Raw genomic sequence first — 16,322 nt, forward strand, 5'->3', positions numbered from 1 at the left:
CACCGCGCGCCGGGCACCGAGCCTGATGCGCCCAGCCCATGACCGTTGGCCTGCTCGACGCACCCCGCCCTGCCCTGCCCTGGCCCGCCCCGCCCTGCCCTGGCCCGCCCCGCCCTGCCCTGGCTCGCCCGCCCGTCCCGCCCTGCTCGCTCCCCCTCCAGCCCACGCTGGCCCGGCTCGATCCACACTGACTTCGTTCGTCCCACCCTTCCCGCCCGCGCGACCGGGGGTCCCCCCGAATTCCATTCTTCCAGCCAGCGAAGACAATTCCGCCGCTCAGCGCCCCAGTGATCGCGAGTTATCCACATCGACCCCGGCTATCCACAGATCGTCCCGAGCGGTCATATGGCAGTGCCAAACGCGAGCAAAGTGGGAGCTGTCGCACCAGCGGCAACCACCCGTCCATAGTGGACAAGCCACTCGGAGGCAAGCGTGCTACCTGAGACATTCCTTCTGCCCAAGCCATTCCCGCACTTCTGCCAGGCCGACGACGGAACGGTCTCGGTTGAGTACGCGTTGATCATGACTGTCGCCGCGGTGGTCGCCGGGGCTCTGCTCTTCGTCATGAACCAAGAATGGGTGCGCGAGGCGTTCACCGACTTGGTTCGAGGATCGATGACGGTGGACAAGTGATCCGTCGGCGACTGAACGGTGATCGCGGATCGGTCACCATTGAGTCGGCTATCGCCATCGGGGCCATCTTTCTGGTGGTTGGGCTTGCCATTGCCGGTTTCCAGGCGGTCGTGACGCAGTTGCGGTGTGTGGACGCGGCGCAGGAGGCGGCACGGCTGATCGCACGCGGCGAACCGGAGCGGGCCGAGGAGGTGGTGCGGGCGATGGTGCCGAATGAGGTGCGGTTGTCCACACGGTTCGAGGGCGATGCGGTGCGGGTGGAGGTTGTGGCGCGGCCACTTGGCAAGCTGTTGCCGTTCCCGTTGCGAGGCACTGCCTTGGCGTTGCTGGAACAGCCAGCTGAGCAGACCGGTGACGAGATACCTGCGGGACGATTACCCGCTTCCGGTAGCGGTCAGGACGGCGATGCCTCACCCGCTGGGACGCTCGCCCTGGCGTATCCGGGCATCGTGAACGCAGACGCACGTGTGGTCATCTCTTCACACAGAATCGCCCTCACTTATGCGGGCACCCTCGCGCTCGCGGACCCGCGCCCACTCGCTCTCGCGGACGCGCACCCAGCCGCGAGCCAGCGCGTGCGCGCGAGCCTGCCTGCGCGCGCCCACTCGCGCGAAACAAACTCCGCCCCAACCCGCCTGACTGCCAAAACCCACCACACTCCAGCCGACAACCGCACCAGCCAACCAACGACGAACTGCTCCAGCACGTCTCCGGACACCGGCCCATCCGCTCCGCCACCGCCACCACCGACCACCGGCTGGCCGCAGTGAGTGGTCGACCACACCGCTGGCCCGCCCGCTGCGGCGACCCACGCGCCCGCCGCGGCCAACGCCCCCACAGCGATGACCAACGCCCCCACGGCGGCAACCAACACATCCGCGACGGCGGCGAACGCGCCCGCAGTGGCCAACGCCCGTGCGGCGGCGACGAATGCGCCCGCGGTGGCCAACGCCCGTGCGGCGGCGACGAACGCGCCCGTGGCGATCAGCGCACTCGTGGCGGCGACCAAGGAGTCGCGACTGTGCTCGCGGTGGCGTTGGTGGTGGTGTTGCTGGCTGCGGTTGTGGTTGTGGTTCATCTCGGGGCGGTGGCGGTTGCTCGGCGGCGGGCGGAGGCGGCGGCTGATTTGGCTGCCCTTGGTGGGGCTGGGCAGGTGGTGGCGGGGCGGGGATGTGCGGCGGCGGGGCGGGTGGCGGGGGAGATGGGGGGTCGGTTGGCGGAGTGTGCGGTGGACGGATGGGTGGTGACGGTGCGGGTGGAGGTGGAGTTGCCTGGAGTGTTGTCGATGTTCGGCGCGACGAGCGCGCGGGCGCGGGCTGGTCCGGCCGAAGTGTGAACGGCGCCGGCTGCGATGAGCGGTCATCGAGCGGCGATGAGCGGGCAATCGGCGTCACTACACGGGTTTGTGGGTCGCGGTCAACGGTGAAGTGCGGGTTCCGTCCTGCTTGTGGTCTGCGTTACTCGCCGTGCCGTACCGACCGGTGGTCGACTTCGCGGTTACGTCCACTGGGGGTGGTGCCGTTTCTTGTAGGTGAAGGCTTTGGTTGCAGTAGGAGGCGACATGGACTGGTCGGATAGTTGGCGCAGCGCATTCCGGATCGAGTTGCGGGCGGAGGCCATCGGTCTCGCGTTCCGCGGCTGGCCGGTGCTGCCCGGCACCTATCCGGCGGGCTCGCAGTGGGCGGGCCGCGATGGTGTGCAGGCTGAGGGACCGGTGCCGGTGCACCGCGACTGGCAGGAGCGGATCGGCACCAAGGCCGATCAGGTCGCCTCGTGGTGGACCGGGCGTCCCTACTCGCTGCTGCTGGCCACGGGTGTCGTGCTGGACGCCATCGAGGTCGACGCGGAGCTGGGTCGCCGGGCGGCCACGGCGCTGCGGGTGGCCGGTGGGCCGGTGCCGATCGCGGCCACGCCGACCGGGAAGTGGCTGTTCCTGACCGCCGCCGGTGAGCCGCTGCGGGACGCGCTGGCCGAGCGGTCCGACATCGCGCTGCTGGGCAAGGGCAGCTGGATTCCGCTGCCGCCCTCGCCGTTCCAGCACGGCGTGGTGCACTGGCGGGTCAAGCCGCAGATCTGCAACTGGAACCTGCCCGAGTCCCACGTGGTGCAGGACGCCATCACCGAAGCCCTTCGTGACGACATGCTTGCCGGGGTCGCCGAGCTGGTCAGCTCGGAACGGTCCCACTGATTGGGGTGGCCGACCCGACGTCGTGGGGCAGCACTCCCAGTACGGCGTCCAGCACGGCCACCGCGCCCGCCTTGTCCAGCGGTTCATTACCGTTGCCGCACTTCGGCGACTGGACACAGGATGGGCAACCAGCCGGGCACTCGCAGGCAGCGATTGCCTCCCGCGTAGCGATCAACCACGGGACCACCGCGGCGAAGCCGCGATCGGCGAAACCGGCTCCTCCGGGATGCCCATCGTGCACGAACACCGTCGCCTCCCCGGTGTCCGCGTGCAGAGCGGTGGACACGCCGCCGATGTCCCAACGGTCACAGGTCGCGAACAGCGGTAGCAGGCCGATCGCAGCGTGCTCGGCTGCATGCAGCGCACCGGGGATGCGCGCCGGATCGAGACCGGCGCCCCCCGGTGCGCTGCTCCGAAGCAGCTCATCGGAGACCGTGTACCAGACCGCCCTGGTGGGCAGGGACTGCGCGGGCAGGTCAAGGGGCACCCGGTCGATCACCTCGCCGGAAGGGCGGCGGCGCAGGTAGCCGACGACCTGGGCGGTGACCTCCACCTCGCCGAGGCACACCCGCACGCCGCTCGCCGCGGAAGAGGAAGAAGACGCGGCCGGCAGGACGGGCGGGGAGGACGCGGGGGCGGAGGACGCGGGAGCAGGGGACGCAGCGGCGGAAGACGCGGGAGCAGGGGACGCAGCGGCGGAGGACGCGGGTGCGCCTGCGGGGCCTGGGAAATCGCGCTGCTCCAAGGTGCGCACGACCCTGATGTCGACCGTGGTGCTCGCCATCGTCGTCCACTCCGGGGACTCGGCGTGCACCAGCGCCAGGTGGTTGTCCAGGTCCAGCTCGTCGACCACGTAGGACTGGCCCTGGTGCAGGTACAGGGCGCCGGGGTGGACGACCGCGCAGGCGGAGTCCGGGTCGACGGTGCCGAGCAGGCGGCCGGAGTCGGCCTCCACCACCGAGATCTTGTCGCCGCCGGAGCCGCGGATGTCCACCTCGCTGTGCGGTGGGCGGACGTCGGCGTAGTACCAACCGGCTGGGCGGCGGCGGAGGTGGCCGTCGGCGACCAGGGAGTCGATCACCTGGCGGGCGGTCTCGCCGCCGAAGGCGGGCAGGCAGTCCTCGGTGAGGGGTTGTTCGGCGGCGGCGCAGACCAGTTGCGGGGCAAGGACGTACGGGTTCGCCGGGTCCAGGACCGTGGCCTCCACCGGGCGGGAGAGCATCGCTTCGGGGTGGTGCACCAGGTAGGTGTCCAGCGGGTCGTCGTTAGCGACGAAGACCACCAGCGCGCCCTGGCCGTCGCGGCCCGCTCGGCCAGCCTGCTGCCAGAACGAGGCCAGCGTGCCGGGGTAGCCCGCGATCAGCACCGCGTCCAGGCCGGCGATGTCCACGCCCAGTTCCAGGGCGTTGGTGGTGGCGACCGCGAGCAGGTCGCCGGTGCTCAGCGCGGTTTCCAGGGCCCGGCGTTCCTCCGGGAGGTAACCGCCGCGGTAGGCGGCGACCCTGGCCGCGGAGTCCAGGTCGATGTCGGCGAGGTGGCGGCGGGCGGCCATCGCGGTCAGCTCGGCGCCCCGGCGGGAGCGCACGAACGCCAGCGTGCGGGCGCCGGCCAGGACCAGGTCGGCCATGATCCGGGCCGACTCGGCGCCCGCGGAGCGGCGGACCGGGGCGCCGTTCTCCCCGGCGAGCTCGGGCAGCAGCGGGGGCTCCCACAGCGCGATCGTGCGCGGGCCGGCCGGGGAGGCGTCCTCGGTGACGCCGGCGCAGGGCAGGCCGGTGAGCCGGCCCGCCGAGGCGGCCGGGTCGGAGACCGTGGCCGAGGCCAGCACGAAGGTCGGGTTCGCGCCGTAGCGGGCCGCGATCCGGCGCAGGCGGCGCAGCAGCAGCGCCACGTGCGAGCCGAACAGGCCGCGGTAACTGTGGCACTCGTCGATCACCACGAAGGACAGCCTGCGGAAGAACGCGCGCCAGCGCTGGTGCCCCGGCAGGATGCCGCGGTGGATCATGTCCGGGTTGGTGAAGATCCACCTGGCGTGCGCGCGGACCCAGTCCCGCTCGACCAGCGGGGTGTCCCCGTCGAAGGAGGCCGGGCGCACCCCCGGCAGGTCCAGCTCCTTCACCGCACGTAACTGGTCCGCGCCCAGCGCCTTGGTCGGGGACAGGTACAGCGCGGTCGCTTTCGGGTCCGCGAGCAACCGGGACAGCACCGGCAGCTGGTAGGCCAGCGACTTGCCGGAGGCGGTGCCAGTGGCGATCACCACATGCCTGCCCGACCACGCCAGCTCCGCCGCCTCCGCCTGGTGCGACCACGGCCGCGGCACCCCGCAGTCGGTCAGCTTCTCGATCAACGGCCGGGCCGCCCAGTCCGGCCAGTCCGTATGCGCGGCAACGCGTTCCGGCAGTTCGGCCACATGGGTCAACGGCGAGGACTCCATCGGGAGGCCACCGGCCACCCGGTCCAGCAGTCCGCCGCCGCGACCGTGCCGCCGCCCGGTCTCCGCCGCCCGCTCCGTTCCCGCGCCCACCACAGCAGCCTGACACAGCACACCGTCGGTTCGCGCCGATCCCCGAACGGACCAAGATCCACAGCTCAGGCCACTTGAACGGTCTAGCGACACCCCCGCCAAGTGACTCTAGGTATTTGACAAGGGACGCCCCGCAAGGCCCTGTGACCTTGCCAATAGACTCCGCCTCCGTCGCACCGCCGCGATGGTGGCGCGCGTGACTCACCACGCGTCAGAGCGGACGCACATGCCCGGCTCCTGGCGCAACGGACCACGGAGAAGCAGGAGGACGGATGTCCCCCCACAGCCTCGCCCAGGGCAACTGGGCGGCGGAGCTGGTGCTCACCGGGGGCGAACGCGGCATTGTCGCGATCGTCGCGGTAGTCGCCCTCGCCGCCCTAGTCATTGGGTACGTCCTGCTCCGCGAGGTCTTGGCCGCAGGCCAGGGCACCGTGAAGATGCAGGAGATCGCCAAAGCGGTGCAGGAAGGAGCAGCGGCCTACCTGAACCGGCAGTTCAGGACCCTCGGCATCTTTGTCGTCTTGGTGTTCTTGCTGCTGTTCGCGCTGCCCGCGGAGGACTGGACCGAGCGGTTCGGCCGCTCGTTGTTCTTCATCATCGGCGCGGTGTTCTCCGCGGCGATCGGCTACCTCGGCATGTGGTTGTCGACCCGCGCGAACGTCCGGGTCGCGGCCGCGGCCAACGAGGGCGCCGGTGGCCGGGAGAAGGCCACCAGGATCGCCTTCCGCACCGGCGGTGTGGTCGGCATGATCACCGTCGGCCTCGGCCTGTTCGGGGCCGCGCTGGTCGTGCTGGTGTACGTGGGCCAGGCCCCGAAGGTGTTGGAGGGCTTCGGGTTCGGCGCCGCGCTGCTGGCCATGTTCATGCGTGTCGGCGGCGGCATCTTCACCAAGGCCGCCGACGTCGGCGCCGACCTGGTCGGCAAGGTCGAGCAGAACATCCCCGAGGACGACCCGCGCAACGCCGCCACCATCGCGGACAACGTGGGCGACAACGTCGGTGACTGCGCCGGTATGGCCGCCGACCTGTTCGAGTCCTACGCGGTGACCCTGGTCGCCGCGCTGATCCTGGGCACCGCCGCCTTCGGCTCGCAGGGTCTGCTGTTCCCGCTGATCGTGCCCGCCATCGGCGTGCTCACCGCGGTGCTCGGCGTCTACATCACCAAGGCCAGGGCGGGGGAGAGCGGGCTGACCGCGATCAACCGGTCCTTCTACATCTCCGCGATCATCTCCGCGGTGCTGTGCACGATCGCGGCCTTCGCGTTCCTGCCGAGCAGCTTCACCGGCCTCACCGGCGTCTCCGAGGAGATCGCGGCCACCGCGGGCAACCCGGCCATGGTCGCGGCCATCGCGGTGATCATCGGCATCGTGCTCGCCGGCATCATCCTGTGGCTGACCGGCTACTTCACCGGCACCGAGTACCGCCCGGTCAAGGACGTCGGCAAGACCTCGCTCACCGGCGCGGCCACCGTGATCCTGGCCGGCATCTCGGTCGGTTTCGAGTCCGCGGTCTACACCGCCATCGTCATCGGCGGCGCGGTCTACGGCGCGTTCCTGCTCTCCGGCTCGGTCACGGTGGCGCTGTTCGCCATCGCGCTGGCCGGGTGTGGTCTGCTGACCACCGTCGGCGTCATCGTCGCGATGGACACCTTCGGCCCGGTCTCGGACAACGCCCAGGGCATCGCCGAGATGTCCGGCGACGTGCACGGCGAGGGCGCGCAGATCCTGACCGAGCTGGACGCGGTCGGCAACACCACCAAGGCGATCACCAAGGGCATCGCCATCGCGACCGCGGTGCTCGCCGCGACCGCGCTGTTCGGCTCCTACACCGACGCGATCAAGCAGGCGCTGCTCGGCGCCGGGCAGGCATTCGAGAACGCGGACTTCGTCGTCTTCGGCCCCGGCATCCTGGTCGGCCTGATCATCGGCGCGGCCGTGGTGTTCATGTTCTCCGGCCTGGCCGTCAACGCGGTCACCAGGGCCGCGGGCGCGATCGTGTTCGAGGTGCGCCGCCAGTTCCGGGAGAACCCCGGGATCATGGACGGCACCACCAAGCCGGAGTACGGCAAGGTCGTGGACATCTGCACCAAGGACTCGCTGCGTGAGCTGGCCACCCCCGGCCTGCTCGCGGTGCTGGCCCCGATCGCGGTCGGCTTCGGCCTCGGCGTGGGCCCGCTGGCCGGTTACCTGGCGGGCGCGATCGCCTCCGGCACGCTGATGGCGGTGTTCCTGGCCAACTCCGGTGGCGCGTGGGACAACGCGAAGAAGCTGGTCGAGGACGGCCACCACGGTGGCAAGGGCTCCGACGCGCACGCCGCGACGGTCATCGGCGACACCGTCGGCGACCCGTTCAAGGACACCGCGGGCCCGGCGATCAACCCGCTGATCAAGGTGATGAACCTGGTCGCGGTGCTCATCGCCCCGGCGATCATCACCCTGTCCGTCGGCGCGGACGCCTCCCCGGCCATCCGGGCGGCCATCGCGATCTTCGCGGTGCTCGTCATCGTGGCCGCGGTGATCGTGTCCAAGCGGCGCGGCACCGCCATCGCCGAGGACAGCCCGGCCGACGGTGAGAAGGTCGCCAACGGCGCTGCCTGACCAACGCGGTCTGAACGACAGCTAGAGAGATGCGGCCCGTCCCCGGTATCGGGGGCGGGCCGCACTTCGTCCTCACCTCGGGTCGCCTAACGTCGGCTGGCGACCCCAGCGAAGAAGGAGTGCACATGGCCCGCCGTACCCCCGCCGGCGTCCTGGCCGCGGCTGCCGGTCTCACCCTCGTCCTGGCCGCCTGTGGCTCCGGCGCCGACACGCCGGGTGTCCAGGGTGCCGACACGCCGTCCAGCGGCTCCAGTGCCACCTCAGCCCCGCAGAACAGCCCCAGCAGCAGCCCCGGTGCCGACTCCGGCGCGCCCGCACCCGGCGGCGGTGGGTCCGGCAGTGCCGCCGCCGACCCGGTGCGGTGGAACGACGCGCTCTGCAAGGGCCTGGGCGGCTCCATGCGGGCCATGCTCACCGCGCTCAAGAGCAGCGCGCCGGACCAGCAGCCGGAGGCCCGCAAACAGGCCACCGTCGGCTACCTCGACGCCACCGAGACCGCCCTCGGCACCGCCAGGACCGACTTGGAACGCCTCGGCCACCCGGCCGCGCTGCGCCAGGACACGCACGCCGAGGTGGTCGGCTACCTGGGCAAGGCGGTGGAGGTGGTGAAGCAGAAGAAGCCGGAGATCGCGGCGCTGGACGTCAAGGACCCGCGGTTCGAGGAGAAGCTCCAGCCCTTCGCCGCCGAGGAGTTGGACCCGGCCCGGCTGCTGGCCAAGTTCGAGGAGGTCCGCACCGCGCCCGGCATGGAGGAGGCCTACCGCAAGGCCCCCGAGTGCCAGCGCATGGTCAAGGACACCGAGGGCGCCTTCGGTGGCTGAGGCGGCGGAGCGGTTCGAGACCAAGAGCCTGGCCCTGCTGCCCGGTCAGCGCGTCCGCGCCGTGGTCGGGGCGCACTTCGTGTAGGGCCTCGGCGACTTCTGCGGGCGGAAGGCCGTCCTGAGCGCGGGCGGCGACGGCCTCGTTCTGGACGTCCGCAGCAACGGCGGGCCGGGCAGCCACACGGTCCTCGCGCACCGGAGCTGCCTGGCCGAGCGGATCCGCCCGGAGAACGAGGGCGAGCGGGCCAGAGCGCTGACGGCCGGGCTGCCCCACCCTGACGCCAACTCGAAGTTCACACCATCGAGTGAAGTTGGGCGTCGCTCCAGTCGAACATGTGTTCTACGCTGCACCCGTGGGACAGCTGTCCTTCTACTCCGCGGAGGCCAGGCAACCCAGGGTTGCCGACCTGGCCGGGCTGCTGTGCGGGCCGGGGCAGGCGGTCGGCTTCGGGCGCGGCGCCGCGGCCAAGGTGACCGTGGAGCTGGCCGAGTCCTGGCGGGCGCACGCGGTGGTGCTGGCCTGCGCCGAGCGCGGGGTGCAGGCCGAGGTCGGCGCCACCGAGGACGGGCGCAGGCAGCTGCGCACCGCCTTCCGCCGCGACCTCGCGCCGCTGGCCACCGCCTGGCTGCGCGGCGCGGCGAAGGCCGTGCCCGAGGACCTGGAGCTGGACGGCCCGGCGCTGCGGATCTGGGCGCTGACCGCTGGCCAGCCGGAGACCAGCGGCTACTCACTCGGCCTCGACCCGCTCGCCCCGCACACGTATCCGCAGCTCACCGCGGCCCTGCTGCGGCTGGGCCTGGCCGGCAGCCTGCTCGGCGCCAAAGCCGGCGGGCCCGCGCTGCGCTTCACCGGGCGACGGCGGCTGGCCCGCCTCGCCGAACTGGTCGGCCCTGCCCCGGTGGCGGCCGAGCACAGCTACTGGCCGGCCGCCTGAGTGCCGGCCAGCGCGAAGGCGAAGGGGCCGTTCCGGGCACTCCCACCGTGCGGAACGGCCCCTTCGCCGCGATACCTCAGACGCGGCTCAGCGGCGCGGCTTGGGCAGCGTGCAGCCCGCCTTATTCGGGTCGATGTTGTTGCCCGCGGTGACACAGGCGTTGACCTGGAAGGTCTGCTGCCCGTAGTTGATGCCGCGGCGCACCGTCACGTTGCCGGCCGCGTCCACCTCGCACGGGTTGTTCTGGGTGCACCGGCCGCCGTTCTCGTTGCCGGTGTTGTTCACCCCGACCACGCTGCCGTCCGCGGTGTCGATGATCGGCGAGCCCGAGGTGCCGCCGATGGTCTTGCACTCAGGCGTGTAGCGAATGGAGTCCTTCCAGGTCCAGTTCGCCTCCTTCACCTGGTGCACGAAGGCGTCGATCTTGCAGGAGTAGATCCGCTTCCAGTAGCCGGAGACCACCCTGATGTCCGCGCCCTGCTTCGGGTGCGCGGTGTTGAGGGTCAGCGCCTTGGTCCGGTACCGGCTCTCGATGTCGGCGTAGCTCTCCTTGAGCTGGTAGAGCGCCAGGTCGGTGTCGGTCATGGTCGCGTAGGCCAGCTTGGTCGCGGTCAGCGTGCCCAGGTTCTGCGCCGAGGGGTTCAGCAGGGTGAAGGTGCGCTGCGAGGGCTGGTTCACGATCACCTCGCCCGCGGCCATGAACTTCACGCAGTGCCCGTTGGTCAGCACCAGCGCCTTGTCCGTGTTCGCCACCCCGGCGGGCCGGACAAGTGAGCCGGAACAATTGTTCAACGCCACGATCGCGGTGTAGTCCACCGCGTTCGCCGAGGCCGCCGCCGGCCCGGCGGTGAGGGTTCCCATGATCGTCAACGCGGTCCCCGTGGCCGCGAGAAAACCGACAAAACGCCTGGTCATCCGGGTTCTCCTTCGAGCAGGGCGAAGCGGACTGTGCCGTTCGAGCACATCCTGTCGGACCGGCGGCCGCCACCCCCGGAAGTCGGCGGCGAAACACTGGAAGTGAACGGTCTTACCGGCTGTTGAACGGGGTGGCCGGAGCGCCCTGTGACCACATCGGCGTGGGAGACCGCTCGTGACGGCTGTCATGATGGGTCATTGCACGGGGGATGAAGCGGCAAGCTGGGGGGCCCGGCCGGGTGGACGGGCAGATCGGTCAGACAAGGAAGCAGGCGCGCGTGGCACGGTCGAAGAGCAGCGAAAACGGGGCGGGCGGTGGCTCCGGCAACCGACGACTGGTGATCGTCGAGTCGCCCGCGAAGGCCCGTAAGATCGCCTCCTACCTTGGGCGCAACTTCGTCGTGGAGTCCTCCAAGGGGCACATCCGCGACCTGCCCAAGGGCGCCTCGGACGTGCCTGCCAAGTACAAGGGCGAGGCATGGGCCCGCCTCGGCGTGAACGTGGACAACGGCTTCGAACCGCTCTACGTGGTCTCGGTGGACAAGAAGACCACGGTCAGCGAGCTGAAGGAGGCGCTCAAGAGCGTCGACGAGCTCTACCTGGCCACAGACGGTGACCGCGAGGGCGAGGCCATCGCCTGGCACCTGCTGGAGACGCTCAAGCCCAAGGTGCCGGTGCGCCGGATGGTCTTCCACGAGATCACCGAGTCCGCCATCCAGGCCGCCGCGGCCAACCCGCGTGACCTCGACCACGACCTGGTCGACGCCCAGGAGACCCGCCGCATCCTGGACCGGCTCTACGGCTACGAGGTCAGCCCCGTGCTGTGGAAGAAGGTCATGCCGAAGCTCTCGGCGGGCCGGGTGCAGTCGGTGGCCACCCGCATCGTGGTCGAGCGCGAACGCGAGCGGATGCGCTTCACCCCCGCCGGGTACTGGGACATCTCCGCAGTGCTGGACGCGGGCGCGCAGGCCGAGCCGCGCACCTTCGGCGCCCGGCTGCTCACCGTGGACGGCGCCCGGCTGGCCACCGGCCGCGACTTCGGCCCCGACGGCCGCCTCAAGCAGGGCTCCGAGGTCAGGGTGCTGGTCGAGTCCGAGGCCCGCGCGCTGGCCGGCGCGCTGGCCGGGGTGGACTACGCGGTCACCTCGGTGGAGGAGAAGCCCTACACCCGCAAGCCCTACGCGCCGTTCATGACCTCCACCCTGCAGCAGGAGGCGGGGCGCAAGCTGCGGTTCTCGGCCGAGCGGACCATGCGCACCGCGCAGCGGCTGTACGAGAACGGCTACATCACCTACATGCGTACCGACTCCACCACGCTGTCGGAGACCGCGATCGACGCGGCGCGCAGGCAGGCCACCCACCTCTACGGCGCGGAGTTCGTCAGCAAGACCCCGCGCCAGTACACCCGCAAGGTCAAGAACGCCCAGGAGGCGCACGAGGCGATCCGGCCGGCCGGTGAGTCCTTCCAGACCCCCGGCCAGGTCGCCAACGAGCTGGAGTCCGACGAGTTCCGGCTCTACGAGCTGATCTGGCAGCGCACCATCGCCTCCCAGATGTCCGACGCCCGCGGCACCACCATGAGCGTGCGCATCACCGGCACCGCGACCAGCGGCGAGGAGTGCGTCTTCAGCGCCTCCGGCCGCACCATCACCTTCGCCGGGTTCCTCAAGGCCTACGTGGAGGCGGTGGACTCCGAGGCCGGTGGCGAGTCCGACGACGCCGAGCGCAGGCTGCCGAACCTGGTCAAGGACCAGCCGATCCAGGCCAACGAGCTGTCCCCGGACGGCCACACCACCAGCCCGCCGCCGCGCTACAGCGAGGCCAGCCTGATCAAGGCGATGGAGGAGCTGGGCATCGGCCGCCCGTCCACCTACTCGCCCACCATCAGCACCATCCAGAACCGCGGCTACGTGTGGAAGAAGGGCTCCGCGCTGGTGCCCTCCTGGGTCGCCTTCGCCGTGGTCGGCCTGCTGGAACAGCACTTCGGACGGCTGGTCGACTACGACTTCACCGCCGCGCTGGAGGACGAGCTCGACGGCATCGCGGGCGGCCGCCAGGAGCGCACCGCCTGGCTGTCCGGGTTCTACTTCGGCGGCGAGATCGGGCCGGAGGGCTCGATCGGCCGCGCGGGCGGGCTGAAGAAGCTGGTCGGCTCCAGCGTCGAGCACATCGACGCCCGCGAGGTGAACTCGATCCCGTTGTTCTCCGACGAGGCCGGGCGCACCGTGGTGGTCAGGGTCGGCCGTTACGGCCCCTACCTGGAGCGGCCGGAGCTGGACGAGAGCGGCAACCCCACCGGTGAGTCGCAGCGGGCCAACCTGCCCGACGAGCTGCCGCCGGACGAGCTGACCGCGGAGATCGCCGAGACCCTGTTCTCCACCCCGATGGAGGGCCGCACCCTCGGCACCGACCCGGTCTCCGGGCACGAGATCGTGGCCAAGGACGGCCGCTACGGCGCCTACGTCACCGAGGTCCTGCCCGAGGGCAGCAAGAACAAGCCGCGCACCGGCTCGCTGTTCAAGGACATGGACCTGGCCACGGTCACCCTGGAGGACGCGCTGCGGCTGCTGTCCCTGCCCAGGGTGGTCGGCACCGACCCGAACACCGGCGAGGAGATCACCGCGCAGAACGGCCGCTACGGTCCGTACCTCAAGCGCGGCACCGACTCCCGCTCCCTGGTCACCGAGGAGCAGCTGTTCACGGTGACCCTGGAGGAGGCGCTGGCGATCTACGCCGAGCCGAAGAAGCGCGGCCGCCAGGCCGCCGCGTCCGCGCCGCCGCTGAAGGAGCTGGGCAACGACCCGGTCTCCGGCAAGCCGATGGTGGTCAAGGACGGCCGGTTCGGCCCGTACGTCACCGACGGGGAGTACAACGCCTCGCTGCGCAAGAGCGACAGCGTGGAGACCCTCACCGACGAGCGCGCGGCCGAGCTGCTGGCGGAGAAGCGGGCCAAGGGCCCGGCGCCGAAGAAGAAGGCCGCGCCGAAGAAGGCCGCCGCGAAGAAGACCACCACCGCGGCCAAGAAGACCACGACGGCCAAGACCACCGCGGCCAAGACCACCACCGCGAAGTCCGCCACCACCAAGGCCGCGGCCAAGCCCGCGGCGAGCAAGTCGAAGGCGGCCAGCAAGTCCTGATTCACCCGGCCACCTCCCGGAACCGGCGTTAACCTGGTTCCAGGAGGTGGCTCCCGTGGCCAAGGACGCGCTCTCCGGTGGTGACGGCACGCAGTCCCCGTCGCCCCTGCCGCCGATGTCCGACCCGCTGCTCCCACCCCGCAACCCGGCGGGGGAGGAGCCGACGACCACCAGGGCCGAGGTGCCGTCGGCACCCGGCGACCCGGAACAGCTGCGCGCCGCGATCGAGGCCGCGCTCAGCGCCGACGGGGCCACCCGGCCGCCCGGCTACGCCCAGGCCACCCCGTTCCACCAGCAGGTCGATCCGCTGCCGCGCCGCCGGTTCGTGCCCAAGGCCCGGATCCCGCGCCCCCGCCTGCCGGACATGCGCCGGGCCATGCCCGCCGGTGGCATCACCCCGGCCACCCTCGTCTTCCTCGCGCTGATCCTGCTCACGCTGGTGCTGGTGTACGCGTTCCTGTCCAGCTTCATCAGCTGGTTCTCCGGCCTCTTCAGTTAGCTCCCGGCTACCCTGGGCCCCGTTCGGGGACGTGAACGCCAGCGCGAGCGAGGTGAGCAGGATCCGGCAGGAACCAGCCGAGTCTTCGGCCTCGACCGTGCACCGGGTGCGCAGCGTGCTGGCCATCGGCCCGTTCCGCAGGCTCTGGGCGGTCAACTCGCTGTGCAGCGTCGGCGACTGGCTCGCGTTGCTGGCCACCACCGCGCTTGCCACCAACCTGACCACCGGCTACCAGGCGCAGAGCTTCGCCTTCGGCGGCGTGGTGGCGATCAAGCTGCTGCCCGCGCTGCTGCTGGCCCCGCTGGCCGGGGCGCTGGCCGACAAGTTCGACCGGCGCAGGCTGATGGTGGTCTGCGACGTGCTGCGCTGCCTGGTGCTGCTGAGCATCCCGCTGGCCGGCTCGCTGTGGTGGCTGTTCGTGGCCACCTTCCTGCTGGAGCTGTGCACGCTGTTCTGGGTGCCGGCCAAGGACGCCTCGATCCCCAACCTGCTGCGTCGGCCGGACCAGGTGGAGACGGCCAACCAGCTGTCCATGGTGATGACCTACGGCGTGTCCGTGGTGACCGCCTCCGGCCTGTTCACCGCGCTGACCGTGCTCGGCCCGACCCTGTTCCTGCCGCTGACCCCCACCCAGATCGTCTACTTCGCGCTGGTGCTCAACGGGCTGATCTACCTCTCCACCGCGATCACCGTGGCCACCCGCATCCCGGAGATCTCCGGCCGCGCCGGCTCCGGCGCGGAGCAGGCGCGCGGGGCCAGCGTGCTCGCACTGGTCAGGGACGGCCTGCGGTTCGTCGGCACCACCCCGCTGATTCGCGGCCTGGTGATCGGCATCGCCGGCGCCTTCACCGCCGGTGGCGCGGTGATCGCCTGCGCCAAGCTGTACGCGGTCAGCCTCAAGGGCGGCGACGCCAGCTACGGCCTGCTGTTCGTCTCGATCTTCCTCGGCCTGGGCAGCGGCATGGTCATCGCGCCCAAGCTGTCCCAGCGCATCCCGCACAACCGGCTCTTCGGCGCGGCCATCGTCGGCGCGGGCGCGGTGCTGCTGCTGGTCGCGCTGGCCCCGCACCTGTGGCTGGCGCTGCTCACCGTCCTCGGCGTCGGCGCCTCCGCCGGGGTGGCCTTCCTGACCGGCATGACCATCATCGGCGCCAAGGTCGAGGACGCCATCCGCGGTCGCACCGTGGCCTTCATGCAGTCCCTGGTCCGGCTGGTGCTGATGGGCTCGATGGCGCTGGTCCCGGTGCTGGTCGGCCTGCTGCCGCCGCGCACCTGGCACATCTTCGGCGCGGAGGTCGCCGTGGACGGCACCCGGCCGATCCTCTTCGGCGCCGGCATCATCGCCGCGGTGCTCGGCGTGGTGGCCTACCGGCAGATGGACGACCGGCGCAGCGGGCCGATCCTGTCCGACCTGATGTCCGTGCTGCGCCGCCAGCGCCGCAGCAGCGGGCTGCTGATCGCGGTGGAGGGCGACACCGTGGCCGACACCTCCGCGCAGTCCCAGCGGCTGGCCGAGTGGCTGCGCGCCGAGGGCCAGGAGGTGGTGCTGGCCGCCGATCCCGCGGTGGAGGAGCGGCGGCTGCTGGCCGAGGCCGGGCTGCACAGCCCGAGGGCGCACGTGCTGATGTCCGCCGCGGTCCGCGCCGATCTGGTGGAACAGGTGGTCAAGCCCGCGCTGGCGGCCGGCGCGGTGGTGGTCCTGGAGCGGTCGGTGCACGGCCCGCTGGCCGAGCTGGGCGCCAGCGCCGGGATGGACGCCGCCGAGCTGGAGGGCCTGGCCGAGTTCTCCACCGGCAGGCTGGCCGCCGATGTCACCGTGCTGCTGGACAAGGACCCGGCCACCCCCTCGGCGAACCTGGCCGAACAGCCATGGCGGATGCACCGGCTGCTCACCGAGATGGCCGCCGCCGAACCCGACCGCTACGTGGTGGTGGAGGCCGGCGGCGGGGTTGAGGAGGTGGCCGAACGGGTGCGCGAGGCGGTCCGCCCGGTGCTGGCCAACCGCCAGCAAGGCACGCCAGAACCGGGATTGTCGGCCGCCGGGGCAGGATAGGACCCGTGACGCTCACCCGA

The 16,322-nt window shown here is 71.2% G+C and carries 12 protein-coding genes; 10 read left to right on the forward strand and 2 right to left on the reverse strand.

The annotated features are described in order from the left end of the window. Positions 1 to 432: 432 nt before the first annotated feature. The 4 genes from ACWDY5_RS11460 to ACWDY5_RS11475 all read left to right on the forward strand — a co-directional run bounded on the left by ACWDY5_RS11460 (position 433) and on the right by ACWDY5_RS11475 (position 2,821). Complete coding sequence (locus tag ACWDY5_RS11460) at positions 433 to 633, forward strand: DUF4244 domain-containing protein (protein WP_449722139.1); 201 nt, start codon at positions 433 to 435, stop codon at positions 631 to 633. Beyond that, positions 630 to 1,403, forward strand: coding sequence for a TadE family type IV pilus minor pilin (locus ACWDY5_RS11465; protein ID WP_449722140.1), 774 nt, complete (start codon positions 630 to 632; stop codon positions 1,401 to 1,403). The genes ACWDY5_RS11460 and ACWDY5_RS11465 overlap by 4 nt, the downstream gene beginning before the upstream one ends. Beyond that, complete coding sequence (locus ACWDY5_RS11470; RefSeq protein WP_449722141.1) at positions 1,400 to 1,969, forward strand: Rv3654c family TadE-like protein; 570 nt, start codon at positions 1,400 to 1,402, stop codon at positions 1,967 to 1,969. Before ACWDY5_RS11465 ends, ACWDY5_RS11470 begins: the two co-directional genes overlap by 4 nt. Positions 1,970 to 2,194: 225 nt before the next feature. Continuing rightward, positions 2,195 to 2,821 carry a bifunctional DNA primase/polymerase gene (locus ACWDY5_RS11475; RefSeq protein ID WP_449722142.1) on the forward strand — a complete coding sequence of 209 codons (627 nt, stop codon included), beginning with the start codon at positions 2,195 to 2,197 and terminating at the stop codon, positions 2,819 to 2,821. On the opposite strand, the gene ACWDY5_RS11480 is transcribed toward ACWDY5_RS11475, so the two are convergent. Continuing rightward, positions 2,799 to 5,255, reverse strand: a complete 2,457-nt coding sequence (locus ACWDY5_RS11480; protein ID WP_449722299.1) for a DEAD/DEAH box helicase — start codon at positions 5,253 to 5,255, stop codon at positions 2,799 to 2,801. The two genes, ACWDY5_RS11475 and ACWDY5_RS11480, sit on opposite strands and share 23 nt — an antisense overlap. A 362-nt stretch (positions 5,256 to 5,617) precedes the next feature. On the opposite strand from ACWDY5_RS11480, the gene ACWDY5_RS11485 reads away from it, so the two are divergent. The 3 genes from ACWDY5_RS11485 (at position 5,618) to ACWDY5_RS11495 (ending at position 9,698) form a co-directional block, all read left to right on the forward strand. Next, positions 5,618 to 7,942, forward strand: a complete 2,325-nt coding sequence (locus ACWDY5_RS11485) for a sodium-translocating pyrophosphatase (RefSeq protein ID WP_449722143.1) — start codon at positions 5,618 to 5,620, stop codon at positions 7,940 to 7,942. 125 nt (positions 7,943 to 8,067) lie between these two features. Continuing rightward, positions 8,068 to 8,763 (forward strand): hypothetical protein, encoded by a 696-nt coding sequence (locus tag ACWDY5_RS11490; RefSeq protein ID WP_449722144.1) that lies wholly within the window; start codon positions 8,068 to 8,070, stop codon positions 8,761 to 8,763. Between the two features lie 353 nt (positions 8,764 to 9,116). Next, positions 9,117 to 9,698, forward strand: coding sequence for a hypothetical protein (locus ACWDY5_RS11495; protein ID WP_449722145.1), 582 nt, complete (start codon positions 9,117 to 9,119; stop codon positions 9,696 to 9,698). An 87-nt stretch (positions 9,699 to 9,785) separates the two neighbouring features. Here the strand turns inward: ACWDY5_RS11495 and ACWDY5_RS11500 are convergent, their stop codons facing one another. Further along, positions 9,786 to 10,613 (reverse strand): S1 family peptidase, encoded by an 828-nt coding sequence (locus ACWDY5_RS11500; protein WP_449722146.1) that lies wholly within the window; start codon positions 10,611 to 10,613, stop codon positions 9,786 to 9,788. Positions 10,614 to 10,951: 338 nt separating this feature from the next. Here ACWDY5_RS11500 and topA point away from each other — a divergent pair, with 338 nt between their 5' ends. The 3 genes from topA to ACWDY5_RS11515 are packed head-to-tail and all read left to right on the forward strand — an operon-like array spanning position 10,952 to position 16,302. Further along, entirely contained in the window at positions 10,952 to 13,750 is a 2,799-nt protein-coding gene (gene topA / locus ACWDY5_RS11505) for a type I DNA topoisomerase (RefSeq protein ID WP_449722300.1), read from the forward strand. Positions 13,751 to 13,805: 55 nt separating this feature from the next. Beyond that, positions 13,806 to 14,249 (forward strand): hypothetical protein, encoded by a 444-nt coding sequence (locus ACWDY5_RS11510; protein WP_449722147.1) that lies wholly within the window; start codon positions 13,806 to 13,808, stop codon positions 14,247 to 14,249. A gap of 52 nt (positions 14,250 to 14,301) precedes the next feature. After that, complete coding sequence (locus tag ACWDY5_RS11515; protein ID WP_449722148.1) at positions 14,302 to 16,302, forward strand: bifunctional MFS transporter/dTMP kinase; 2,001 nt, start codon at positions 14,302 to 14,304, stop codon at positions 16,300 to 16,302. The last annotated feature ends 20 nt before the right edge of the window (positions 16,303 to 16,322 follow it).

This window comes from Crossiella sp. NPDC003009 (assembly GCF_053591555.1).

Excerpts from the sequence above, each read along its gene's own strand:
- ACWDY5_RS11500 (WP_449722146.1), bottom strand. The coding sequence starts at position 10,613 with ATGACCAGGCGTTTTGTCGGTTTTCTCGCGGCCACGGGGACCGCGTTG.
- ACWDY5_RS11475 (WP_449722142.1), top strand. The coding sequence starts at position 2,195 with ATGGACTGGTCGGATAGTTGGCGCAGCGCATTCCGGATCGAGTTGCGG.
- ACWDY5_RS11480 (WP_449722299.1), bottom strand. The coding sequence starts at position 5,255 with ATGGAGTCCTCGCCGTTGACCCATGTGGCCGAACTGCCGGAACGCGTT.
- ACWDY5_RS11485 (WP_449722143.1), top strand. The coding sequence starts at position 5,618 with ATGTCCCCCCACAGCCTCGCCCAGGGCAACTGGGCGGCGGAGCTGGTG.
- ACWDY5_RS11490 (WP_449722144.1), top strand. The coding sequence starts at position 8,068 with ATGGCCCGCCGTACCCCCGCCGGCGTCCTGGCCGCGGCTGCCGGTCTC.